22 protein-coding genes are annotated in these 22,425 nt (G+C 71.3%); 15 read left to right on the forward strand and 7 right to left on the reverse strand.

From position 1 onward, the window contains the following. Positions 1–21 precede the first annotated feature (21 nt). From ABZ470_RS06495 to ABZ470_RS06525, 7 genes are all read left to right on the forward strand, one after another. Positions 22–1,266, forward strand: coding sequence for an arginine deiminase (locus ABZ470_RS06495; protein ID WP_362910407.1), 1,245 nt, complete (start codon positions 22–24; stop codon positions 1,264–1,266). Between the two features lie 21 nt (positions 1,267–1,287). Next, positions 1,288–2,292 carry an ornithine carbamoyltransferase gene (gene argF / locus ABZ470_RS06500; protein WP_352008941.1) on the forward strand — a complete coding sequence of 335 codons (1,005 nt, stop codon included), beginning with the start codon at positions 1,288–1,290 and terminating at the stop codon, positions 2,290–2,292. 2 nt (positions 2,293–2,294) lie between these two features. Continuing rightward, positions 2,295–3,230, forward strand: a complete 936-nt coding sequence (arcC, locus tag ABZ470_RS06505) for a carbamate kinase (RefSeq protein WP_362910409.1) — start codon at positions 2,295–2,297, stop codon at positions 3,228–3,230. A 25-nt stretch (positions 3,231–3,255) separates the two neighbouring features. Further along, complete coding sequence (locus ABZ470_RS06510; protein ID WP_362910411.1) at positions 3,256–4,677, forward strand: amino acid permease; 1,422 nt, start codon at positions 3,256–3,258, stop codon at positions 4,675–4,677. After that, positions 4,674–5,582 (forward strand): universal stress protein, encoded by a 909-nt coding sequence (locus tag ABZ470_RS06515; RefSeq protein WP_362910413.1) that lies wholly within the window; start codon positions 4,674–4,676, stop codon positions 5,580–5,582. Before ABZ470_RS06510 ends, ABZ470_RS06515 begins: the two co-directional genes overlap by 4 nt. A 269-nt stretch (positions 5,583–5,851) precedes the next feature. Continuing rightward, positions 5,852–6,346, forward strand: coding sequence for a transcriptional regulator (locus ABZ470_RS06520; RefSeq protein ID WP_271219163.1), 495 nt, complete (start codon positions 5,852–5,854; stop codon positions 6,344–6,346). A gap of 149 nt (positions 6,347–6,495) precedes the next feature. Further along, the gene (locus tag ABZ470_RS06525) at positions 6,496–7,722 is read left to right on the forward strand and encodes a PP2C family protein-serine/threonine phosphatase (RefSeq protein WP_362910415.1); all 1,227 of its coding nucleotides are present in this window, start codon (positions 6,496–6,498) and stop codon (positions 7,720–7,722) included. A gap of 5 nt (positions 7,723–7,727) precedes the next feature. Here the strand turns inward: ABZ470_RS06525 and ABZ470_RS06530 are convergent, their stop codons facing one another. Next, a complete protein-coding gene (locus ABZ470_RS06530) occupies positions 7,728–8,174 on the reverse strand; it encodes an SAV_6107 family HEPN domain-containing protein (RefSeq protein ID WP_352008936.1) in 447 nt (148 codons plus the stop codon). 727 nt (positions 8,175–8,901) lie between these two features. Then, positions 8,902–9,684, reverse strand: coding sequence for a L,D-transpeptidase family protein (locus tag ABZ470_RS06535; protein WP_362910417.1), 783 nt, complete (start codon positions 9,682–9,684; stop codon positions 8,902–8,904). A gap of 118 nt (positions 9,685–9,802) precedes the next feature. On the opposite strand from ABZ470_RS06535, the gene ABZ470_RS06540 reads away from it, so the two are divergent. Together ABZ470_RS06540 and ABZ470_RS06545 are read left to right on the forward strand one after the other, a co-directional pair. Further along, the gene (locus ABZ470_RS06540) at positions 9,803–10,282 is read left to right on the forward strand and encodes a YbaK/EbsC family protein (protein WP_352008934.1); all 480 of its coding nucleotides are present in this window, start codon (positions 9,803–9,805) and stop codon (positions 10,280–10,282) included. Positions 10,283–10,358: 76 nt separating this feature from the next. Continuing rightward, positions 10,359–10,913, forward strand: coding sequence for a GNAT family N-acetyltransferase (locus ABZ470_RS06545; protein WP_362910419.1), 555 nt, complete (start codon positions 10,359–10,361; stop codon positions 10,911–10,913). Here the strand turns inward: ABZ470_RS06545 and metF are convergent. Further along, the gene (gene metF / locus ABZ470_RS06550; RefSeq protein WP_352008932.1) at positions 10,910–11,845 is read right to left on the reverse strand and encodes a methylenetetrahydrofolate reductase [NAD(P)H]; all 936 of its coding nucleotides are present in this window, start codon (positions 11,843–11,845) and stop codon (positions 10,910–10,912) included. The genes ABZ470_RS06545 and metF overlap by 4 nt on opposite strands. A 128-nt stretch (positions 11,846–11,973) precedes the next feature. On the opposite strand from metF, the gene ABZ470_RS06555 reads away from it, so the two are divergent. Beyond that, positions 11,974–13,041 (forward strand): polyprenyl synthetase family protein, encoded by a 1,068-nt coding sequence (locus ABZ470_RS06555; protein WP_362910421.1) that lies wholly within the window; start codon positions 11,974–11,976, stop codon positions 13,039–13,041. Between the two features lie 44 nt (positions 13,042–13,085). On the opposite strand, the gene thiE is transcribed toward ABZ470_RS06555, so the two are convergent. Genes thiE through ABZ470_RS06570 form a run of 3 tightly spaced genes read right to left on the reverse strand, consistent with a single transcriptional unit; the run spans position 13,086 to position 15,317 of the window. Next, complete coding sequence (thiE, locus tag ABZ470_RS06560) at positions 13,086–13,730, reverse strand: thiamine phosphate synthase (protein ID WP_362910423.1); 645 nt, start codon at positions 13,728–13,730, stop codon at positions 13,086–13,088. Further along, positions 13,708–14,082 (reverse strand): Rv2175c family DNA-binding protein, encoded by a 375-nt coding sequence (locus tag ABZ470_RS06565; RefSeq protein ID WP_352008929.1) that lies wholly within the window; start codon positions 14,080–14,082, stop codon positions 13,708–13,710. The genes thiE and ABZ470_RS06565 overlap by 23 nt, the downstream gene beginning before the upstream one ends. 50 nt (positions 14,083–14,132) lie before the next feature. Continuing rightward, complete coding sequence (locus ABZ470_RS06570; protein ID WP_362910426.1) at positions 14,133–15,317, reverse strand: FAD-dependent oxidoreductase; 1,185 nt, start codon at positions 15,315–15,317, stop codon at positions 14,133–14,135. A gap of 327 nt (positions 15,318–15,644) precedes the next feature. Between ABZ470_RS06570 and thiO the strand changes: the two genes are divergently transcribed. From thiO to pknB, 4 genes are all read left to right on the forward strand, one after another. Next, positions 15,645–16,808 (forward strand): glycine oxidase ThiO, encoded by a 1,164-nt coding sequence (gene thiO, locus ABZ470_RS06575; protein ID WP_352008927.1) that lies wholly within the window; start codon positions 15,645–15,647, stop codon positions 16,806–16,808. Then, a complete protein-coding gene (thiS, locus tag ABZ470_RS06580) occupies positions 16,805–17,005 on the forward strand; it encodes a sulfur carrier protein ThiS (RefSeq protein ID WP_352008926.1) in 201 nt (66 codons plus the stop codon). The genes thiO and thiS overlap by 4 nt, the downstream gene beginning before the upstream one ends. A gap of 5 nt (positions 17,006–17,010) precedes the next feature. Further along, positions 17,011–17,793 carry a thiazole synthase gene (locus tag ABZ470_RS06585; protein WP_362910429.1) on the forward strand — a complete coding sequence of 261 codons (783 nt, stop codon included), beginning with the start codon at positions 17,011–17,013 and terminating at the stop codon, positions 17,791–17,793. 76 nt (positions 17,794–17,869) lie between these two features. Next, the gene (gene pknB, locus ABZ470_RS06590) at positions 17,870–19,855 is read left to right on the forward strand and encodes a Stk1 family PASTA domain-containing Ser/Thr kinase (RefSeq protein WP_352008924.1); all 1,986 of its coding nucleotides are present in this window, start codon (positions 17,870–17,872) and stop codon (positions 19,853–19,855) included. 79 nt (positions 19,856–19,934) lie between these two features. Here the strand turns inward: pknB and ABZ470_RS06595 are convergent, their stop codons facing one another. Then, positions 19,935–21,125 (reverse strand): glycerate kinase, encoded by a 1,191-nt coding sequence (locus ABZ470_RS06595; protein WP_362910432.1) that lies wholly within the window; start codon positions 21,123–21,125, stop codon positions 19,935–19,937. A 143-nt stretch (positions 21,126–21,268) separates the two neighbouring features. On the opposite strand from ABZ470_RS06595, the gene ABZ470_RS06600 reads away from it, so the two are divergent. After that, a complete protein-coding gene (locus tag ABZ470_RS06600) occupies positions 21,269–22,126 on the forward strand; it encodes a deoxyribonuclease IV (RefSeq protein ID WP_362910434.1) in 858 nt (285 codons plus the stop codon). Positions 22,127–22,425: the final 299 nt, after the last annotated feature.

Here is a 22,425-nt window from a genome sequence, read left to right on the forward strand (position 1 = left end):
GGCCAGCACGGAGGAAGAGAGATGACCTTTCACGTCGACTCCGAAGTCGGGCGGCTCCACCGGGTCCTGCTCCACAGGCCCGAGCTGTCCCTGAAGCGGCTCACCCCGTCGAACAAGGACGACTTCCTCTTCGACGACGTGCTGTGGGTGCAGCGCGCGGTCGAGGAACACGAGGAGTTCCAGCGGGTGCTGCACGGACACGGGGTCGCCGTCCACCTCCTCGGCGACCTGCTGCGCGAGACGATCGACATCCCCGAGGCCCGCAAGTACATCCTCGACCACGTCATCGAGGAGCGTTTCTTCGGCCCCATGGCCGTGGACGCCCTGCGCAACGCGCTGGACGCCATGCACTCCGACGACCTGCAGCTCTACCTCACCGGCGGGATCACCAAGCAGGAACTCGTCGAACGGGGCACCGACCCCAAGAGCCTGGCCTTCCACACCCTCGGCCCCGACGACTTCGTCCTGCCCCCGCTGCCCAACCACCTGTTCACCCGCGACACCTCCTGCTGGATCTACGACGGCGTCTCCGTCAACGCGATGCGCAAGAAGGCCCGCCAGCGCGAGACCGTGAACTACGAGGCGATCTACCGTTTCCACCCGATGTTCGCCCCGGGCTTCGACAGGCCGCAGGAGGGCGGCTTCAACCTGTGGATGCCGGGCATGGCCGCCGCGCCCGCGACCATCGAGGGCGGCGACGTGCTGGTGCTGGGCCGCGGGGCCGTACTGGTCGGGATGAGCGAGCGCACGCAGCCGCAGGCGGTCGAGATGCTCGCGCGCAGCCTGTTCGCCAAGGGCGGCGCGAAACGGATCGTGGCCCTGAACATGCCGAAGGCACGGGCGTTCATGCACCTGGACACCGTGATGACCAGCGTGGACGTCGGGGTGTTCGTCAAGTTCGCCGGGCTCGGGATGCTGCCCTCCTACACCGTCGAACCCGGCGACACGGAGAAGGAACTCAAGATCACCGATCACGCGCCCGAGGACATGCACCGGGCCATCGCCCGCGCCATGGACCTGGACGAGATCAGGATCCTCACCCCGACGCAGGACGTCTACGCGGCCGAGCGGGAGCAGTGGGACGACGGCTGCAACGTGCTGGCGATCAGTCCCGGCGTGGTCATCGCCTACGAGCGCAACACCACCACCAACAACTACCTGCGCGCCAACGGCGTCGAGGTGACCACCATCAGGGGCAGTGAGCTCGGCAGGGGCCGCGGCGGTCCCCGGTGCATGAGCTGCCCCCTCGAACGCGACGGCATCTGACCTCTCACCAGGGACAGGCACATGGCATTCAACCTGCGCAACCGCAGCTTCCTCAAGGAGCTCGACTTCACCCCCGAGGAGTTCGGGTTCCTCCTCACCCTCGCTGCCGACCTCAAGGCGGCCAAGTACGCGGGCACCGAGAGGCCGCGCCTGAGAGGTAGGAACATCGCCCTGATCTTCGAGAAGACCTCGACCCGCACCCGGTGCGCCTTCGAGGTCGGCGCGCACGACCAGGGCGCGCACGTCACCTACCTCGACCCCTCCGGTTCCCAGATGGGCCACAAGGAGTCGGTGCGGGACACCGCGCGGGTGCTCGGCCGGATGTTCGACGGCATCGAGTACCGCGGCAGCAGGCAGGCCTACGCCGAGGAACTGGCCGCCTACTCGGGCGTCCCCGTCTGGAACGGCCTCACCGACGAGTGGCACCCCACCCAGATGCTCGCCGACCTGCTCACCATGCGGGAGCACAGCGACAAGCCCCTGCGCGAGATCTCCTACGCCTACCTGGGCGACGCCCGCAACAACATGGGCCACTCGCTGCTGGTCACCGGCGCGCTGATGGGGATGGACGTGCGGATCGTGGCCCCCAGGCAGCTGTGGCCGGAGGAGACGGGGGTCGCCGGGCCCGCCAGGGACCTCGCCGAGGCGACCGGCGCCAGGATCACCGTCACCGACGAGGTCGCCGAGGGCGTCAGGGGCGTGGACTTCCTCTACACCGACGTGTGGGTGTCCATGGGTGAGCCGGACGAGGTGTGGGACCAGCGCGTCAAGCTGCTCATGCCGTACCAGGTGAACGCCTCGGTCGTCGAGGCGACCGGCAACCCCAGGGTGAGGTTCATGCACTGCCTGCCCGCCTTCCACGACCGGGAGACGAAGGTCGGCGAGGAGTTGTTCGAGAAGACCGGCCACGACGCCCTCGAGGTCACCGACGAGGTCTTCGAGTCCCCGCTGTCGATCGTCTTCGACCAGGCGGAGAACCGGCTGCACACGATCAAGGCCGTCATGGTCGCCACCCTGGGAGACTGAGGATGCGCGTCCTGGCCGCCCTGGGGGGCAACGCGCTGCTGCGCAGGGGGCAGAGCCCCGACGCGCTGCCCCAGCGGGAGAACGTCCGGATCGCCGCCGCCTCGCTGGCCCGGCTCGCGGAACGGCACGAGCTGATCATCACGCACGGGAACGGCCCCCAGGTCGGCGTGCTGGCGCTGGAGAGCGCCAACGACCCCAACCTGGCCAGGCCGTACCCCCTGGACACCATCGGCGCCGAGACCCAGGGCATGATCGGATACTGGATGCTGCAGGCCCTGCAGAACGCGCTGCCGGGGCGGCAGGTGGCCGCCACGGTCAACCAGACGCTCGTCTCGGCGGTCGACCCCGCCTTCGACGACCCGACGAAGTTCGTCGGCCAGGTCTACGAGCGGGCGGAGGCGGAGAGACTGGCCGAGGAGTACGGCTGGACCGTCAAGCCGGACGGACGGCACTGGCGCAGGGTCGTGCCCTCCCCCGCCCCGCAGCGGGTCGTGGAGACCCGGCTGCTGCGCCGCCTGGTCCGCGACGGCGTCGTGGCGATCTGCGCGGGCGGTGGCGGGATACCGGTGATCCGCAACGACCGGGGACAGCTCCAGGGGGTCGAGGCGGTCATCGACAAGGACCTGACCGCCTCCGTGCTGGCCGAGGCCCTCGAAGCCGACGTCCTGATGATCCTCACCGACGTGCCGCGGGTCGCCAGGCACTTCGGCACCCCGCGGCAGGAGGAGATCACCCACACCACTCCCCACCAGCTGCGCGCAGAACGGTTCCCTGCGGGCTCCATGGGCCCCAAGGTCGAGGCCGCCTGCCGGTTCGTCGAGACCACCGGCGACATGGCCGCGATCGGCAGGCTGGACGAGGCGGAGCTGATCCTTGAGGGCGAGGCGGGCACCATCGTCACCCCCAACGCCACCTGGCCGCTGGCCAGCACCCTTTGACCTGTCTCTTCGAGGAGGGCGTCACGTGGACTCCGTGGTACGGCTGCTGCGCACCAAACCCACCGAGCAGATCGTCGCCGAGGGCGGTCACGGCGAGGGCGGCGAGCTGCGCCGGACCATGACCCTGTGGCAGCTCACCCTCTTCAGCGTCGGCGCCACACTCGGCACCGGCATCTTCGTCATCCTCGGCCAGGCCGTGCCGAAGGCGGGCCCCGCCGTGGTCGTCTCCTTCGCCCTGGCCGCCGTCACGGCCCTGTTCTCCGCGCTGTCCTACGCCGAGCTGGCCGGGACCATCCCGGTCTCCGGCTCCTCCTACTCCTACGCCTACGCGACGCTGGGCGAGCTGGTCGCCTGGGTGTGCGGCTGGTGCCTGATGCTGGAGTACGCCGTCTCCGTCGCGGCGGTCGCGGTCGGCTGGGGCGAGTACCTCAACCACTTCCTCCGTGACCTGTTCGGCTGGCAGCTGCCCGCCGCCGTCACCCACTCCCCCGGCGACCAGGGAGGGGTGGTCAACGTCACCGCGGTCCTGATCGTCCTGCTGGCCACCTGGCTGCTGCTGCGCGGCGCCTCGGAGAGCGCGGCCGCGAACGCGGTCTTCGTGCTGATCAAGATCGCGGTGCTGGCGTTCTTCTGCGTCGTGGCCTTCACCGCCTTCGAGAGCGGCAACCTGACCCCCTTCGCCCCGCTGGGCGTCGCCGGGATCACCGCCGCCGCCTCGCAGGTCTTCTTCTCCTACATCGGCTTCGACGCCGCCTCGACCGCCGGTGAGGAGGCGAGGAACCCCAAGCGCGACCTGCCGCTGGCGATCCTGCTGTCCCTGCTCATCGTCACGGTCGTCTACGTACTGGTCGCGCTGACCGCCGTCGGCGCCATGCCGTGGCAGCGGTTCGACCCGGACACGACCGAGGCCAGTCTCGCCCTGATCGCCGACCGCGCGACCGGCTCGACCTGGGCGGGCCTGATCATCTCCTTCGGCGCGGTCATCGCCATCGCCAGCGTCGTGCTGACCGTGCTGTACGGCCAGACCCGCATCCTGTTCGCGATGTCCCGCGACGGCCTGCTGCCGAGGATCTTCGAACGGATCGATCCGCGCCGCCAGGTCCCGGTCGCGAACACGATCATCGTCGCCGCATTCGTCTCCCTGCTGGCCGGGTTCATCCCGCTCGGCCAGCTCGCCGAAGCCACCAGCATCGGGACCCTGTTCGCCTTCGCCATCGTCAACGTCGGCGTGCTGGTGCTGCGCTACACCCGGCCGGACCTGCCGCGCAGCTTCAGGACCCCGTTCTTCCCGCTGACACCGGTCCTCGGGGTGATCTTCTGCGTGGTGGTGATGCTGGGGCTCGCCGGGGTCACCTGGCTCGCCTTCGCGATCTGGATGACCGTCGGCCTGCTCGCCTACTTCCTGTACGGCTACCGCCACTCACGCCTCAGCAGGAGCGTCCGATGAAGATCGAGCACATCCTCGCCGGATTCGTCCCCGGTGGCCGGGGCCAGGACGGGCTGACGCTGGCCGTACTGCTGGCCCGGCGGGCCGGGGCCCGGCTGACCGTCGCCCACGTCCACGTGCCCACCTGGCCGACCCCGGGACCGGGGAAGATCGACGCCGAGTGGCGCGCCTACGTGGCCGCGCAGGCGCAGACCGTCCTGGAGCAGGCCCGCGAGCTGCTGGCCGACGTGCGGGACGTGCCGGTCGACTTCGTCTCCCACGGCCACCGGGGCAGCGGCAGGGGGCTGGTCCAGCTCGCCGGGCGGCTGGAGGCCGACGCGGTGGTCATCGGCCCCGCCCCCGGCGGCGGTAAGGGCCGCATCCGGGTCGGCAGCACCGCCGACCAGCTCCTGCACACCTCCCCCGTGCCCGTCGCCCTCGCGCCCCGCGGGTACGCCGAGAGCCATCCGCCGACCCTGCGGAGGCTGACCGTGGCCTACCGCCGCGACCCCGCCTCCGACGAGGCCGTACGGCAGGCCTTCGAGCTGGCCGGGCGGATGGACGTCCCGCTGCGCCTGGTCACCCTCGTGCTGGGCGGGGGACGGCGGGGCAGGGTCGAGGCCGAGATGCTCGGCAGGATCAGGGAGAAGGTCACCGCCGACCTCGACGAGATCGTCCGGGGGCACGACGACGTCCGGGTCGACGTGGAGGTGCTTGAGGGCAGGGACGTGGCCGCCGCGCTGGCGGGCACCGACTGCGAGGGGGCGATGTTGATCTGTGCCTCCAGCGAGACCGGGCCCCTGCGGCGGGTCTTCCCCGGCGACGTCTCGCTGAAGATCATACGTTCGGCCCCCTGTCCGGTGATGATGGTGCCCAGGAGTCCCGCCGGGAAGCGAGGGTCCGCCGGACGGCGCGGGAAACGGTGATGATTCACTATCCGCCATGGGACAAGCACGGCGTTTGAGGCGGACCACATCGGATCGGATTCGACATCTTTTTTCCAATCAGCTTGACCTTAGGCGCCCACAGCTTTACCGTCACTGTCCGTAACCACACCTCGCGGCGTTATCGGGTAAACCCCGACGCATCAGTCACCGAAGGTGCCTACCCCAGGCCAACCCGGTGGTTGGGGCATAAGTTGCGAGGGAGGACAATCAACTGAAAGCAGTACATAACCGAGCCGGGGGGCCACACGATGCCGTCTGAATACGCCAAGTCGCTGGGTGCAAGACTCCGCGCGATTCGCACTCAGCAGGGCCTGTCCCTGCACGGAGTCGAAGAGAAGTCCCGCGGTCGTTGGAAGGCCGTTGTCGTCGGCTCCTACGAGCGTGGGGACCGTGCGGTCACGGTGCAGAAGCTGGCCGAGCTGGCCGACTTCTACGGGGTTCCGGTCAATGAGCTCCTGCCCGGGGGCAGCGCGCCGAGCCCTCTTGGCCCCACGCCGAAGCTTGTGATCGACCTTGAGCGTCTTGCCCAGCTGCCCAAGGAGAAGGCGGGTGCGCTGGCTCGTTACGCCGCCACCATCCAGAGCCAGCGTGGTGACTACAACGGCAAGGTGCTGTCCATCCGTCAGGAGGACCTGCGCTCCCTGGCCGTGATCTACGACAAGTCCCCCAGTGAGCTCACCGAGGAACTCATCACCTGGGGTGTGCTCGACCCCGAGGCCCGCAGGGCCGTCGAGTCCTTCTGACGACCCGTCCGGTCGCGGGCACGCGCGGCTGGGCGTGCCCGCGAGCCGTGGTCTTCCTCTCTCGTTAGAACATGGCCCGCACGCCGCCACGGATCACCATCGCTGTGGTAGGAAAAGGCAAACATGGCATTTAACGAGATGTGGTGGACATGGCCCGGGGAGAGGATCGTCACGATCACTCTCGACCGCGCCCTGAAGGCCGTCTCGCCTCACTCAAGGCGGCCCTGGGCTCGACCAAGACCCGGGCGTTCCTGCGGCTGCTGACCTCCGTCGGGGCGACCAGGACCCAGGAGACGCTCAGGCTGCTGCCGTTCGTCGTCATGGCCCTGGTCGCGCTGATCGACTTCGGCTCCGGGCCGACCTCCGGGCTGCTGCCGCTGCTCGCCCTCGGCCCCGCCTTCGCCAGCGTGGCCTGCGGCCTGGCCAGGACCACGATCTCCGGCCTCATCGCGCTGGCCCTGTGCGTGGCGCTCGGCGTCTACAACGACATCCTGTGGACGCCCCGCACCAACATCACCATGGCCGCCATCCTCGGTGTCACGGTGGCCAGCGTGCTGGCCAGCGCGGGACGCCTGCGGCACGAGCGTCAGCTCGCCGACGTCCGCTCCGTCGCGGAGGCCGCCCAGCGGGTGCTGCTGCGACCGGTCCCGCGCCGCGCCGGGCCGGGGATCGGCGTGGCCGTCTCCTACACCTCCGCCACGGCCGAGGCCCGCATCGGCGGCGACCTGTACGAGGTGGTGACCACCCCGCACGGGGTGCGCATCATCGTGGGAGACGTCCAGGGAAAGGGCCTGGAGGCCGTGGAGACCGCCGCCGTGGTGCTCGGCGCCTTCAGGGAGGCCGCCCACGACGAGGCCAAGCTGCAGGGCGTCGTGGCCCGCCTGGAGAACGCGCTGTCGCGGGAGCTGTCGGGCGAGCAGTTCGTCACCGCCGTACTCGCCGAGATCACCGACCTGACCGATCTCGGCGAGGCTCAGGAGGGCACCTCCATCACCGTCATCAACTGCGGTCATCCGCCGCCCATGGTGCTGGCGGCCGACGGCAGCCGTTCCTTCGCCGACCCGCCCGACGAGGCCCTTCCGCTGGGCATGGCGTCGTTGAAGGGGGCCGAGGCCGTGCCGTACCAGATCGGCTTCGAACCCGGTGACCAGGTGCTCTTCTACACCGACGGGGTCATCGAGGCGCGCGACGGAACGGGCCGGTTCTATCCGCTGGCCGACAGGGCGCACCTGCTGAACGGCTCCGACCCGCAGCTGGCCCTCGACGCGCTACGCGCCGACCTGCTGCGTCACGTGGGCAAGCCGCTGAACGACGACGCCGCCATGCTCCTGCTGCGCCACCGCGCCGCCCGCCCGCTGGCCTCATCGGCGGCCTAGAGCCGCTAGCCGGCCAGGGGGACGCGGGCCGGGAGGGTGGTCTGGGCGGGCAGGCCCAGGAGGGTCTCCACCGTGACGACGAACCGCTCGGCCTCGGAGATCAGCTCCTCGGCGTCCCTCGCCGAGACCATGCGGGTCATGCCCGCCTCGGCGGCGGCCCGTTTGGTCGCGCTGGTCTCGAAGTAGGGGGCCCACTCGGCCAGCCTGGGCTCGGCCTCGGGCAGCAGCTCCCAGGCGCTGCGCAGACGGCGCCTGCGGCCGTCCATGGGCCGTGGCCGCGCGGCCAGGATCGCGGCCGCGGCTCTGAGCGCCGCCAGGTGGGCGGCGACGTATCGGGTTGCGGGGGTCCGGGCGGCGCCCGCCTCCTCAAGACAGTCGCGCGCGTCGGCCAGGTGCGCCCGCACCGTGGACGAGAGCCGGGGCCCATCGGAATCGCTGAGCCGAGGGGTCATGTGCTTCAGCCTCCTTGGTCGCAAGCGGCTCCCGGCGAATCCGCCGGTCAGGTCAACACTCGCAGACCCCACCGACAAATCCTCCGGGCGGCCGGACGAGGAGCTTCCCCTCTCCCCGCCCGCCCCGGCCCGGCCGGGCCGCCGTGGCCGACGGTCCCGGAAAGGCCAACCACCCTGGACGTGGACCGCGAGCCCCACGTCATCACATCGAACATAAATTCGATCACTGGTAGTGTCAAGTAAACGCACGAACAAAAGTTCGACACCACCGGGCAGCCTGGAACCATACGAATCACCCACCTCGGAAGAACCGCCGGAGAGTCACCGGTCGCGCGCGGACAAGCCGGGGCGGTCACGGCCAAGGGGTTTCGGACATCCCCGGCTTCCCTCCCTCACCCAGCGGACGCACGGCCGCCTCCATACCCCTTTCCCTGTCGCATTGGCTGATTTATAGGCCTGTGCCTGCTTTAAATGTTCAAGGTGGAGTTTGAGCGTTGTGCGGTTTTCTGCGGCATCTCGGTGGGGCCGGGAGTCGTGGGCGCCGCGCGTTCCGCGTTCCCCACGAGTTCCCCATGACGAGAACACGGCCCGGTGTTCACAGGGCGGGGAAACAGCCGTCAAGACGGGGCCGCCACGGCGCCCTTTCCCGCGCCCCGCGGCGGCCCCGGGAACGACCGTGCCCCCGGCCCTTGAAGGACCGGGGGCACGAAGAACCGTGTTCACTCCGTCAGCGAACGAATCTGCCCCGGACGTGCACCGGGACTCCCGTGCCGAGCATGCCGGGCAGGACCGCGGCGACGTTCATCGGCAGCCGCACACAGCCGTGGGAGGCCGGGGCCAACGGCACCGAGAGTGCGCCGTGCAGGGCGATACCGCCGTTGAAGAAGATCGGGTTGTAGAGCTGACCAAGGTATGACCTGTGCCAGCCGTTCCTGCGCCAGGTCGTCTTGTAGTCGCCCGTCGGCGTGCGGGCGCTGCCGCAGAACTTCTGGGTCTTGCCCTCCCAGGTGGCCGTCTCGCAGTACGGAATCCCGCTGCCCGAGGAGATGTGGCTGATCAGCTTCACCCTGCCGTCCACGTACAGGGTCATCACCTGCTGAGTGAGGTTGACCTCGACCCTGGTCGGCCTGCCGTTGGGCACCAGCACCTTCGGCGACCTGGGGTTCTGTAGAGCGTTCCAGGTCTTCCTGGTCACGGTGCTGGTCGGCGCGATGCCGTTGATCTTCTGGAAGGCCCACAGCGCGGTCAGCGTCGTGCCGCCGTAACGCCCGTCGGCCGTGCCCGGCAGGTAGCCCAGCTCCCGCAGCCTGGTCTGCAGCGCCTTGACCGCGGTCCCCTTCGCCCCGAGCCTCAGCGTCTGGCCGGGGGCGACGAACCCCGGCGCCGCCTGGGCCGTGACCGCGGTCGCCGCGGAGGTGACGACCTGAGCGTTCGCGACACCGGGAGAGGCCAGCAGCATCGCCCCCGCCGTCACCAGGGCGGCCACTCCGAGCCGTCCTCCAACCCCCATCACCATCATCCCCTCCTGTCAGTCAAGCCCGAACAACGGACCATAGCGCACCAACCATCCACTCTCCGGCAACGGTTATGAAGAGGTAATCGATGGTCAACCCGTTTAGAGTGACCGGGTGCCGGAAAAGTTGCATCCCAACATCGAGAAGGTCGCCGCGGCTCTGAGAGAGCACGGCGTCACCGGAGAGATCGTCGTCTTCGACGAGGCGACGCCGACGGCGGCGACCGCCGCGGCGCAGCTCGGCTGCGAGGTCGGCGCCATCGCCAACAGCCTGATCTTCGACGCCGACGACCGGCCGCTCCTGGTGCTGACCAGCGGTGCCCACCGGGTGGACACCGGTCTGGTCGCCGAGAAGGTCGGCGCGGCGCGGGTACGGCGGGCGACCCCCGACTTCGTCCGCGCGGCGACCGGCCAGGTCATCGGCGGCGTCGCCCCGCTGGGACATCCCGCCCCGATCAGGACCCTGGTCGATGTCTGGCTCGACAGGCACGAGGTGGTCTGGGCCGCGGCCGGCCACCCGCACACGGTCTTCCCGACCTCCTTCGCCGAACTCCTGCGCGTCACCGGCGGGACCCCGGTCGAGGTCGAGCGCTGAACGCCAGGCGGACACCCGCCAAACCCTGACGAACCTCTCAGATCCTCATGGTGGTCGTCCTGCTAGGGTGCGTTGCGTGATCGAACTGCGACGGGTCGGCCCCGAGGAGTTCGCCGTGGGCCTCGACGCGGTCCTCGACGTCTACACCGCGGCGATGCTCCCGCCCGCCGACCAGCTCACCGGGCGAAGGGCGATCATGAGAGGCCACGCCTCCTACTCCCGGTTCACCTGCCTGTTCGCCGAACGCGCCGACGGCAGGACGGTCGGCTTCGCCTACGGCTTCCACGGCGAACCCGGCCAGTGGTGGCACGGCGTCGTCCGTCAGGCGATCACCGAGCACGACGGCCAGGCCAGGACCCGCGAGTGGCTCGACGACGCCTTCGAACTCGCCGAGGTCCACGTCCACCCCGACTACCAGGGCAAGGGCGTGGGCCGGGCGATGGTCACCGGCCTGTGCGCGGGGCGCCTGGAGCGCACCGCCGTACTGTCGACCCGTGACCAGGAGACGGCGGCACGTCATCTCTACCGGAGCCTGGGCTTCGGCGACCTGCTGACCGGGTTCGTCTTCCCCGGGGGCCAGGAGCGCTACGCGATCCTGGGCACCCCGCTCCCGCTGGCCCAGTACGTCTAGACCGCCAGCCGGTCGTCCGCCCCGGTCGTGACGTCGAGGGCCTGGAAGACCTCGCGGGTCGCGCTCGACCGGTTGAAGGTGATGAAGTGGATGCCGGGCGCGCCCTCGTCGAGCAGGGTCTGGCACAGCTCGGCGGCGTGCTCGATGCCCAGGTCGCGCACCGCGGCCGGGTCGTGGGCGACGGCCTCGAACCTGGCGGCGACCTCGGGCGGGAACGGCGCGCCGGAGAGCTGCTCGGAACGGGCGATCGTGCTCATCTGGGTGACGGGCATGATGCCGGGGATGATCGGGGTCTCGCATCCACGGGCGGTCACCCGGTCGCGCAGCCTGAGATAGTCCTCCGCGCGGAAGAACATCTGCGTGATCGCGTAGTCGGCGCCCGCCCGGCACTTGCGCACGAAGTGCTCGGTGTCGGCCTCGACGGAGGTGGACCTGGGGTGCTTGTAGGGGAAGGCGGCCACGCCGACGCAGAAGTCGCCGGACTGGCGGATGAGCCTGACCAGCTCCTCGGCGTACTGCACGCCCTCGGGGTGGCGGATCCACTCTCCCGTCACGTCGCCGGGCGGGTCGCCCCGCACGGCGAGAATGTTGCGCACGCCCGCCCCGGCGAACCTGCCGATCAGGTGGCGCAGCTCACGCAGGGAGTGGTTGACGGCGGTGAAGTGGGCGACCGGGGTCAGCGTCGTCTCGTGGGCGAGCCGCTCGACGATCTCCACCGTCCGGTCGCGGGTGCCGCCGCCCGCGCCGTAGGTGACCGAGACGAACGTCGGCCGCAGGGCCTCAAGCTCCCGGATGGCCCGCCAGAGCTGACGCTCCCCCTCGTCCGTCTTCGGTGGGAAGAACTCGAACGAGAACGAACGGCCACCGGCGGCGAGGAGCTCGCGGACGGTGGGCACACGTTCGGGGAAGACTGACGAGCGACCCAGAGCCATGCCCCTAGGGTACTGGCCGCCCGACGGAGCGCCACAACCGTGATCGGTTCAACACCCTTCCTCCTGCCGGGCCCCGGCGGGGACACCGCGGGCATAACCTCGCACCTCCGGGCCGATAATCTCGGGGTATGACCCCTTCCGCGGCTGCTCTCGACACCATCCGTTCCGAAGTGGATCGATCCCTCAGGGAGTTCGTCGACCGGCAGCGCCCCCTGGTCGGCGCGCCCGAACTGGTCCCGCTGCTCACCGCGGCCGAGGAGTTCCTCGCGGGCGGCAAGCGGCTGCGGCCCGCCTTCTGCTACTGGGGCTGGCACGGCGCGGGCGGGGAGGACGATCCGGCGCTGTTCACCGCCGCGGCCTCCCTTGAGCTGCTCCAGGCCAGCGCCCTCGTGCACGACGACGTCATGGACGCCAGCGATCTGCGCAGGGGCATGCCGTCGGCGCACCGCAGGTTCCAGGCGATGCACGAGAAGGCGGGCTGGCGCGGTTCCGCCGGGCAGTTCGGCGAGGGCGCCGCCATCCTGCTCGGCAACCTGCTGCTCATCTGGTCCGGGGAGATGTGGCGCAACAGCGGGCTGCCCGTGGAGTCGCTGGCCGCTGCCCAGCGGATCCACGACCACATGCGCACCGAGCTGATGTGCGGGCAGTACCTCGACCTGCTGGAGCAGGCGCACGAGGAGAACACCTTCGACAGCGCGCTGCGGGTCGCCCTCTTCAAGAGCGGCAAGTACTCCGTCGAGCAGCCGCTCAGGCTCGGCCTGGTGCTGGCCGCGCGGGGCGTCGAGCCGTGGATCGACCGGCTCTGCGAGGAGTACGGCCGCAGCGTCGGCATCGCCTTCCAGCTCCGCGACGACGTCCTCGGCGTGTTCGGCGACCCCGCGGAGACGGGCAAGCCCGCCGGGGACGACCTGCGGGAGGGCAAGCGGACGATGCTCGTCGCCCGTGCCCTGGCCGTGGCCACCCCGCTCCAGGCCAGGACGGTCGAGGAGACGCTCGGCGACCCCGACCTGGACGCCACCGGGGTCGCCAGGCTGCGTCAGATCATCGAGGAGACCGGGGCCCTGGCGGCGTGCGAGAGCATGATCAAGGAATATCTCGACCACGCCCTCGTCTCGCTCGACGGCGCCCCGATCACCCCGCGGTCCCGTACGGCCCTGGCCGATCTGGCCGTGGCCGCGACGTCACGTCGCACCTGAGGCCGGGCCCGGCGTCCACCGGGCCCGGACCGGTCGGATGCGGATCAGGTGAGCCCGGCGGTCAGGCGCCGCCTGAACTCCCCCGCGGCGGCCTTCGGGTCGTCCGCCTCGGTGATGGCCCGCACGACCACGACCCGGCGCACGCCGTACGACATGACCTCGTCGAGGTTGGACAGGTCGACACCGCCGATGCCGAACCAGGGGCGGTCCGTCTCCAGCGCCGCGGCGTGCCTGAGCAGCGCGGGGCCGGGGGCGTGCCTTCCCGGTTTGGTCGGCGTCGGCCAGATGGGACCACAGCAGAAGTAGTCGACTCCCGCTTCGACGGCCGCGGCTGAGGCTTCCTGCGGGGCGTGAGTGGAACGCCCGATGAGGATGTCGTCGCCGAGGATGTCGCGGGCGGCCCGCACCGGCAGGTCGTCCTGTCCGAGGTGGAGCACGTCGGGACGGGCGGCGTGAGCGATGTCGGCCCTGTCGTTGACCGCGAGCAGCTTGCCGTGGCGGTCACAGGCCTCGCGGAAGACCTCAAGGAGGGCGAGTTCCTCCCTGGCCTCAAGGCCCTTCTCACGTAGCTGGACGATGTCGACCCCGCCCGCGAGGGCGGCGTCGAGGAAGTCGGCCAGGTCTCCGCGCTCACGGCGCCCGTCGGTGCAGAGGTAGAGGCGGGCGTCAGAAAGCGAGCGCCTGGGCACGTCTCTTGACCTCGGTGTGGCGGCCCGCGACTATCGCGTCCACCGGGGACCCCGGGAGGGTCTCGTCTGGGGTGAAGAGCCACCGGAGCGACTCGACGTCGTCGTATCCGGCGTCGAGCAGCACGGTGAGCGTGCCTGGCAGCCCCTTCACCACGTCGTCCTTGCCGAGGAAGGCGGCGGGAACCTGTGGCTCGCCCCCGCCCCTTCGCACTCCGATGAGCTTGCGGTCCTTGAGAAGTTGCTTCGCGCGACCGGCGCTGAGGTTGAGTCTCCTGGCGACCTCGGTCAAGGTGAGCCACTCGCCCACCAGTTGGTCTGTTTCCCGGTCGATCTGCGCAACAGAAAGCGTCACGAATCCACCACTACCACATCGTGCCTTCCGCCAAACACCCGGTGGACAGGTTAAGCGACCGTGCAGTCGCGCAGCGCCACCGCCGGATCGGCCAGGCGAACGGCGTCGAGCCGCTGGCCGCCCTCGATGAGACGGCGCCCCTGCAGGAGGTCGCGGGGGCGGTTCACCGCCAGGACCGCGGCCAGCCTGCCGTCGCCGCGGACCCAGCAGGCCCCCCACCTGGAGCCGCTCTCCGGGTCGCCGCGCAGGACGAGGCGCTCGCCGTCGTTGCCGTCGTCGTGGTGCCCGGCGTACTGCACCATGTGGCCGAACTGCTCCGACCAGAAGTAGGGCACCGGGTCGTAGACCGCGTCTCCGCCCATGAGCGCGGCCACCGCGACCTCCGGGGCACCCAGCGCGGTGTCCCAGTGCTCCACCCGCAGGCGGCGGTCGTAGCGGCGCGACCACCAGGCGGCGCAGTCGCCGACGGCGACCACCCCGGGCAGCGAGGTGCGCAGGTGCTCGTCGGTGACGACGCCGTTGTCCAACTCGACACCGGAGCCCGCCAGCCACTCGACGGCGGGCCGTACGCCGACGCCGGTGACGACCACGTCCGCCCTGACCCGTGAGCCGTCGGCCAGGGTGAGCCCGTCGTGGTCGACGGAGGCGACCTGGACGCCCAGGCGCAGCTCGACGCCCGCCTGTTCGTACCAGCGGGCGGTGTGCCCGCCGACGGCCCCCAGGGCCTGGGAGAGCGGCAGGTCGGCCGCCTCGACGACGGTCACCTCGCAGCCCGCCCTGTGGGCGGCGGTGGCGACCTCGGCGCCGATCCAGCCCGCCCCGATGACGGCGACGCGCACGCCCGCGACGAGCCGCTCGCGCAGGGCGAGCGCGTCGTCGATGGTGCGAAGCACGTGCTGCTCGCCGTCGCCGCGCAACCGGACGGGACGGGCGCCGGTGGCGATGACCAGTCCGTCGTAGGCCACCTCGCCCTCGGTGGTCTCGACCACGCCCGGCCGCAGTCCCTTCGCGGCCACCCCCGGGCGGAAGTCGACCTCAAGCGCGTCGAGATCGGAGTCGACGACCGTGGAGTCCGTCTCCCCCAGCAGGACGGACTTCGACAGCGGGGGACGGTCGTAGGGGCGGTGTGCCTCCTCGCCCATCAATGTGATCGTGCCGGCGAACCCTCGGGCTCGTAACGCCTCGACACTGCGCACGCCGGCCAGGCCGGCGCCAACCACCACGACATGATTCACAACTCACGAGCCTAAGCGCCCTGCCCGATCCTCTGCCATTAGCTGTTTGATAACGAAAACGGTATTTAGCTCGCATCCAACGCAGTGAGGGCGTCACCACAGCCCTTAAGGTGGAAGCGAGCAGACGCGCGGGAGCCCGGAGCGCACCGGGCTGAGAGGAGGGCTACGGGGCGACGCGGACCATCGAAGGCCATTTGACGTGCTGATACACCGTGCCGGCGCACGGGGCGCGCGTCCGGCGGCGATGATCCCGGCGTGACCGTCAGCGGCCCTCGACCGCCAGGAACCTGATCCGGGTCATGCCGGCGAAGGGAGCGGAGGGTACGAATGTCACACCACTTCGACGTGCTCGTCATCGGCGGAGGCGTCGCCGGGCTCTCCGTGGCCTGGCGTGCGGCCAGGAGGGGCTCACGGGTGGCCGTGGCCGACCCCGACCCCGGCTCGGGGGCCTCGCACGCGGCGGCGGGCATGCTGGCGCCGGTCAGCGAGGTGACCTACACCGAGGAGCCCCTGCTGCGCCTCGGGCTGGCCTCCCTGGCCAGATGGCCCGCCTTCGCCGCCGACCTGACCGAGGACGGCGGCCTCGACCTGGACTACCGGGCCCTGGGGACGCTCGACGTCGCCTTCGGCTCCGACGATCTGGCCGCGCTCGACGAGCTGGCCGCCTTCGTCGACAAGCTCGGCCTGCCCGCGGAACGGCTCACGGGCCGCGAGTGCCGCCGCCTGGAGCCGATGCTCGCCCCGTCGGTGCGCGGTGGCCTGCTGGCCGGCGGCGACTCCTGGGTCGACCCGCGAAGGGTCGTCAAGGCGCTGCTGACGGCGCTGCAGCGGCGCGGCGGCGCGCTGGTCCGCTCCCGCGTCGCCGGGCTCACGACCGACGCCGCGGAGCGGGTCACCGGCGTACGGCTCGCCTCCGGCGAGACCATCGGCGCGGACCTGGTGGTCCTGGCCGCCGGCGCCTGGTCGGGCGGCCTTGAGGGGCTGCCGCCCGACGCGGTGCCGCCGGTGCGGCCGGTCAAGGGACAGATCATGCGGCTGCGTTCGGCCACCCCGATCCTGGGGCGGTGCGTGCGCGGCGTGGTGCACGGCTCCCCCGTCTACCTGGTGCCGCGCGGCGACGGGGAGGTGGTCGTCGGGGCGACCCAGGAGGAGATGGGCTTCGACACCCGGGTGACCGCGGGAGGCCTGTGGGAGCTGCTGCGCGACGCGCGGGAGCTCGTTCCCGGCGTCACCGAGCTCCAGGTCCACGACGTGGTCGCGGGCCTGCGTCCGGGCACCCCGGACAACCTGCCGCTGGTCGGGCCGTCGGCCGCCGCCGGTCTGTCGCTGGCCACCGGCCACCACAGAGGCGGCGTCCTGCTCGCCCCGCTCACCGCCGACCTTCTCTTCCCACCGTCCTCGTCCGAGGCGCACTCCCCCGGCGCGCCACCCGGCGAGGAGGACGAACTGCGGGCGATCTGCTCTCCACTGCGTTTCCAGGAGCACCGATGAACGTGACGATCAACGGAACCGCCCACGAGCTGCCCAGGGGGGCGACCGTGGCGCTGGCCGTACAGCGGCTGACCGAGGCCAGGAGCGGCGTGGCCGTCGCGGTGAACGACGAGGTGGTCTCACGCGGCGCGTGGGACTCCACGACGCTCGCCGAGGCCGACCGGGTCGAGGTGCTCACCGCGGTGCAGGGAGGCTGAGGGACATGCTTGGGGACACACTGACGAACCCGGACGACGACCTGGTCATCGGCGGGGAGAAGTTCTCCTCGCGGCTCATCATGGGCACCGGGGGCGCCCCCTCGCTCGACGTCCTCGAACAGGCGCTGGCCGCCTCGGGCACCGAGCTGACCACGGTCGCGATGCGGCGCCTGGACCCGTCCGCGCGGGGCTCGGTGCTCGACGTGCTGCGCAGGCGCGGCATCAAGGTCCTGCCGAACACCGCGGGCTGCTTCACCGCGGGGGAGGCGGTGCTGACCGCGCGGCTGGCCAGGGAGGCCCTGGAGACGAACTGGGTGAAGCTGGAGGTCATCTCCGACGAGCGCACCCTGCTGCCCGACCCCATCGAGACCTTCGACGCCGCCGAACGGCTGGTCGCCGAGGGCTTCGTCGTGCTGCCCTACATCGGTGACGACCCCGCCCTGGCCCGCAGGCTCGAACAGGCCGGGTGCGCGGCGGTGATGCCGCTCGGCGCGCCGATCGGTTCCGGTCTGGGCGTCAGGAACCCGCACAACATCGAACTCATCGTGGAGGCGGCGGGCGTTCCGGTGATCCTCGACGCCGGGATCGGCACCGCGAGCGACGCGGCGCTGGCGATGGAGCTCGGCTGTGACGCCGTCCTGCTCGCGACCGCCGTGACCAGGGCGAGGCGTCCCGACCTGATGGCCCGCGCCATGCGCTCCGCGGTCGTCGCGGGCCGTACGGCCAGGGCCGCGGGCCGTATCCCGCGCCGCAGGTACGCCGAGGCCTCATCCCCCATGACTCCTTAGGGATCGGTCAACTTCTCCGCATCGGTTTCGAACACGCCGACCCTGTGGGCGCCAAATCGCCCGTAAACTCTGCCGGGTGGACACGACGCTTACGGACCCCCTGGTCGGGAAACTCCTCGACGGGCGTTACCGCGTCGAGTCCCGGATCGCCCGGGGCGGGATGGCGACCGTATACCTGGCTCTGGACGTCCGGCTCGACCGCACGGTCGCCGTGAAGGTGATGCACCGCACTCTCGCCGAGGACCCCGCGTTCGTGCGCAGGTTCATCGGCGAGGCCAAGTCGGTGGCGAGTTTGTCGCACCCCAACGTGGTGCACGTGTTCGACCAGGGCACGGACGGGGGCAACGTCTACCTGTCGATGGAGTACGTCCCCGGGCGCACCCTGCGCGACGTGCTCCGCGAGCGGGGCAGGCTGCCGGCCCGCGAGGCCCTGGAGGTCATGATCCCGGTCCTCGCCGCGCTGGGCGCCGCCCACCAGGCCGGGATGATCCACCGGGACGTCAAGCCGGAGAACGTGCTGCTCGCCGACGACGGGCGGGTCAAGGTCGTGGACTTCGGCCTGGCCCGCGCGATCGAGGCGACGAACCAGACGCGCACCGGTGTCATGATCGGCACCATCGGCTACATGTCGCCCGAGCAGGTGACCTCCGGCTCCGCCGACGCCCGCAGCGACGTCTACTCCGCCGGGATCATGCTGTTCGAGCTGGTCACGGGGCATCAGCCGTACGAGGGTGAGACGCCGATGTCGGTGGCCTACCGGCACGTCCACGACACCGTGCCCGCGCCCTCCTCGCTGCTGCCGGACATTCCGCCGCTGCTGGACACGCTGGTGGCCCAGGCGACGGCGCGCGACCCCGCGCTGCGCCCCGTGGACGCGACCGCGCTGCTGGTCGCCGCGGTCGAGGCGCACCGGACGCTGCCCAGGGACAGCGCTCCCGTGGCCGGGCACGCGGGAGGGCAGCCGACCGGGCCCACCGGAGGGCACACGGCCGCCGCCGGGTTCCGTCAGCCCCCCGCCGCCCCCGCGGCGGGAGGCGTCAACCACACGCTGATCCAGCCACGGGGTGACCTGCTCACCGGCCCCGCGGCCGACCCGCACCCGCGCCCGCCCGCGCCCGCGCGCAGGGGGTTCCGGCCGAACTGGTACCTCGTCGCGCTGGCCGTGGTGATGGTGATCGCGGTCGGGGTGACCGGCTGGCTGTTCTCCCAGAACACCACGATCGTCGTCCCGGTGCTCACCGGCAAGAACGTCAACGTCGCCCAGAGCGAGGCCAGGGCTCTCGGCTTCCTCGTCGAGATCGGCAAGCCCGAGAACGACGAGAAGGTGCAGAAGGGCAACGTGATCAGGACCGATCCGATCGCGGGCACCACGGTGGACAAGCAGTCCAAGATCGTCCTGTTCCCCTCGGACGGCCCCAAGCGGGTCGTGGTGCCCAACGTGATCGGCATGACCGAGGCCCAGGCGAGGTCGGACCTGGCGAGGGTGACGCTGACCGTCGACGACGTCAAGAAGCAGCCCAGCAACACCGTGCCCCGCGGGCAGGTCATGCGGACCGTCCCCGCCGTGGGCAACCGGGTCAAGGAGGGCACCAAGATCGACCTGCTGGTGAGCGCGGGCCTGGTCGCGCCCGATCTCAAGGGCATGCCCCGCGACCAGGCCGACGCCCTGCTGCGCGGCGCGGGTTTCGTGCCCGAGTTCGTCGAGCAGACCGACGCCGCCCAGCCCTGCACGGTCATCGCCCAGGACCCGCAGCCGAACGCGGAGATCGACGCGGGCGCGACCATCAGGCTCACCGTGTCGCTGTGCAACAACCCCCAGTGGCACTGGCCCTGGGAGATCAACAACTCCGTGCCGGGAGACGACGGCGGAGACGTGGCCCAGCCCCTGGCCGTCGTCCCCAACGTGATGTTCAAGGACGTCAAGGCGGCGCGCGAGGAGCTTCGCGCCGCGGGGATGAAGGTGACCGTGCGCAAGGGGCTGGGCAGGGGCAGGGTCCTGGCCCAGCGCCCGCCGGGCGGCCAGCAGGTGCCGTCCGGGACCCAGGTCACCATCTGGCACTGAAAGAGGCATTGAAAGAGACACTGAAAGAGGCGCTGAGGGGGCACTGAGGGGGCGCTGAGAGGCCTCCGGGCGGGCGGGGTCAGAGCCGTTCGCGCGCGACGGTCTCCGCGAGCCGTTCGAGCAGGGGACCCGCCTCGGCCAGGCACACGGCCGGGTCGGGTTCGACGGCGGTGAGCGGATAGGCCGCCGTGATGCCCGCGGCGTTCAGCTCCTCCTCGCCGAGGTCGCACCGGCCGCACACCGCGACGACCGGCACCCCCGCCTTCGCCGCCGCGGAGGCGACCCCGGCGGGCGCCTTGCCGCGCAGGGTCTGCTCGTCCAGCGCGCCCTCGCCGGTGATGACGAGGCGGGCGCCGTCGAGCCGCCGGTCGAAGCCGAGCAGGTCGAGCAGATACTCGATGCCGGGCCTGAAGGCGGCACGCAGGAAGGCCAGGGCCGCGAAGCCCGTTCCGCCCGCCGCGCCCGCGCCCGGCATGCCCGCCACGCCCATGGAGCGGACGACGCCGTCGTGCTCGACGGCACCGGCCAGGCCGTGGGTGTGCGTGGCGACAGCGGCGAGCCTGGCCAGGGCCCGTTCCAGCAGCTCCACTTCCTCGGGGCCGGCACCCTTCTGCGGGCCGTAGACGGCGGCGGCGCCGTACGGGCCGAGCAGGGGGTTGTCCACGTCACAGGCGACGACGAACTCGACGCCCTCCAGGGGAACGGTCCCCGAGGTGTCGATCCTGTCCAGTTCGCGCAGGGCCGCGCCGCCTTCGGGCAGTTCCGCTCCCTCCGCGTCCAGGAAGCGGACGCCGAGGGCCCGCATCATGCCCGTCCCGCCGTCGGTCGAGGCGCTGCCGCCGAGGCCGAGCACGATCCGGCGGGCTCCGCGCCGCAGGGCGTCGGCGACCAGTTCGCCGGTGCCGCGGGTGGTCGCGGTGAGGGGGGCGAAGCCGGGGCCGTCTCCCCGCCTGGGCAGTACGCGCAGTCCGGACGCCTCGGCCAGCTCGACGACCGCGGTCGGCCCTGGCTCGCCCCGGGCGGCCTCCCGCCAGGCGTAGGCGGCGCGCACCGGCTCTCCCGTGGGGCCCGCGACCTGGATCTCCACCCGGGTGAACCCGGCCGCGACGACGGCCTCGACGGTGCCGTCGCCGCCGTCCGCGACCGGCAGCGTGACCACGGTGACGCCGGGGCCGAGCCCCCTCGCCACGTGCGCGGCGACCTCGGCCGCGCTCAGCGACCCCTTGAACTTGTCCGGGGCGACGACGACGTGGCCCGGCGACTGAGACAACCCTGCTCCCCTGCGGCGAAAAACGGGCGGACGACGGCGTGCGCCGCGTTCCGCGTGCTGGACGCCCATCATCACACCACGCCGCCGGGACATGGGTGACGGGTGCGAGTCCCCGGACGGGACGCCCCTAGACTGGCTCCACCATGAGTTCCGTGTCCCTCATCGGCGGACACGTCTCCGTCGCCGGTGGCCTGGCCACGGGCGGCCTGCGGGCGGCCTCGGAGATCGGCGCCGAGGTGATCCAGGTGTTCGTCACCAATCCGCGCGGCTGGGCGCTCGCCGAGGGCGACCCCGCCGAGGACGCCCTGTTGCGTGCGTCCGGCATGCCGTGTTTCGTGCACGCGCCCTACCTCGTCAACATGGGTTCCCCCAACCAGCAGACTCTGGACCGGTCGGCGGACACCGTACGGCACTGCCTCCGGCGGGCCCACGCGATCGGCGCCCGGGGGGTGGTCGTCCACACCGGGTCCGCGGTGACCGACCCCCGCGAGAAGGCCCTGCGCAGGCTGCGTGAGCGTCTGCTCCCGCTGCTCGACGAGATCCCGGACGACGGTCCAGACCTGTTGCTCGAGCCGATGGCGGGACAGGGCGCGATGCTCTGCGCGACCGTCCAGGATCTGGAGCCCTATCTCGCGGCCCTCGACTGGCATCCGAGGGCCCGTGTCTGCCTGGACACCTGTCATGCCTTCGCGGCCGGGCACGACCTGTCCACCGCCGCCGGGGTCGCCGAGACCCTCGACGCCCTGCACGGGTTCGCCCCCGGACGGCTGGGGCTGGTCCACGCCAACGACTCCATGGACGTGTGCGGTTCCAAGAAGGACCGGCACGCGAACATCGGCACGGGCCACATCGGCGTGCGGCCCTTCGGTCACCTGCTGTGTCATCCGGTGGTGGCGGGGGTGCCGGTCTGCGTCGAGACCCCCGGTTCCGCCGCCCGCCAGGACATCGAGACGCTCAAGGGTCTCCGCCGGGCACCGGTGCCCTCGGGTCCCCGGGTGTGACGGGACGCCGCCGCCCGCAATCCGGCCGCCCCCGCGCGTGACCGGATCGCTCGGACCCGCCCCCGCGGGTCGGCGCGGGCGTCCCGTCACACCGGAGGCCGCCGGGCCCCCTTCCCCCCGGTTGGGGGCCCGGCAATGGGTGACCGCGCTTGGAGGTCACCTCGGGTTTCCGCGCACCAGGTGTTCTCGAGCCTTTCGGCTCTCTCCCCCTCTCCGGTGCCGCGGGTTTGGCTCTCCGACGTACGGAACACTAGAGGGGGTGCTCCGAGGACGACTCACCATTTTTTGACCAGCGCGAT

Origin of the sequence: Streptosporangium sp. NPDC020072, assembly GCF_040631445.1 — a bacterium.
Lineage (GTDB): Bacteria > Actinomycetota > Actinomycetes > Streptosporangiales > Streptosporangiaceae > Streptosporangium.

What these genes read in the sequence shown, in the direction of transcription:
- ABZ470_RS06495 (WP_362910407.1), top strand. Translation starts at nt 22, where the DNA reads ATGACCTTTCACGTCGACTCCGAAGTCGGGCGGCTCCACCGGGTCCTG.
- argF (WP_352008941.1), top strand. Translation starts at nt 1,288, where the DNA reads ATGGCATTCAACCTGCGCAACCGCAGCTTCCTCAAGGAGCTCGACTTC.
- arcC (WP_362910409.1), top strand. Translation starts at nt 2,295, where the DNA reads ATGCGCGTCCTGGCCGCCCTGGGGGGCAACGCGCTGCTGCGCAGGGGG.
- ABZ470_RS06515 (WP_362910413.1), top strand. Translation starts at nt 4,674, where the DNA reads ATGAAGATCGAGCACATCCTCGCCGGATTCGTCCCCGGTGGCCGGGGC.
- ABZ470_RS06520 (WP_271219163.1), top strand. Translation starts at nt 5,852, where the DNA reads ATGCCGTCTGAATACGCCAAGTCGCTGGGTGCAAGACTCCGCGCGATT.
- ABZ470_RS06525 (WP_362910415.1), top strand. Translation starts at nt 6,496, where the DNA reads ATGGCCCGGGGAGAGGATCGTCACGATCACTCTCGACCGCGCCCTGAA.
- ABZ470_RS06530 (WP_352008936.1), bottom strand. Translation starts at nt 8,174, where the DNA reads ATGACCCCTCGGCTCAGCGATTCCGATGGGCCCCGGCTCTCGTCCACG.
- ABZ470_RS06535 (WP_362910417.1), bottom strand. Translation starts at nt 9,684, where the DNA reads ATGGGGGTTGGAGGACGGCTCGGAGTGGCCGCCCTGGTGACGGCGGGG.
- metF (WP_352008932.1), bottom strand. Translation starts at nt 11,845, where the DNA reads ATGGCTCTGGGTCGCTCGTCAGTCTTCCCCGAACGTGTGCCCACCGTC.
- ABZ470_RS06555 (WP_362910421.1), top strand. Translation starts at nt 11,974, where the DNA reads ATGACCCCTTCCGCGGCTGCTCTCGACACCATCCGTTCCGAAGTGGAT.
- thiO (WP_352008927.1), top strand. Translation starts at nt 15,645, where the DNA reads ATGTCACACCACTTCGACGTGCTCGTCATCGGCGGAGGCGTCGCCGGG.
- thiS (WP_352008926.1), top strand. Translation starts at nt 16,805, where the DNA reads ATGAACGTGACGATCAACGGAACCGCCCACGAGCTGCCCAGGGGGGCG.
- ABZ470_RS06585 (WP_362910429.1), top strand. Translation starts at nt 17,011, where the DNA reads ATGCTTGGGGACACACTGACGAACCCGGACGACGACCTGGTCATCGGC.
- ABZ470_RS06600 (WP_362910434.1), top strand. Translation starts at nt 21,269, where the DNA reads ATGAGTTCCGTGTCCCTCATCGGCGGACACGTCTCCGTCGCCGGTGGC.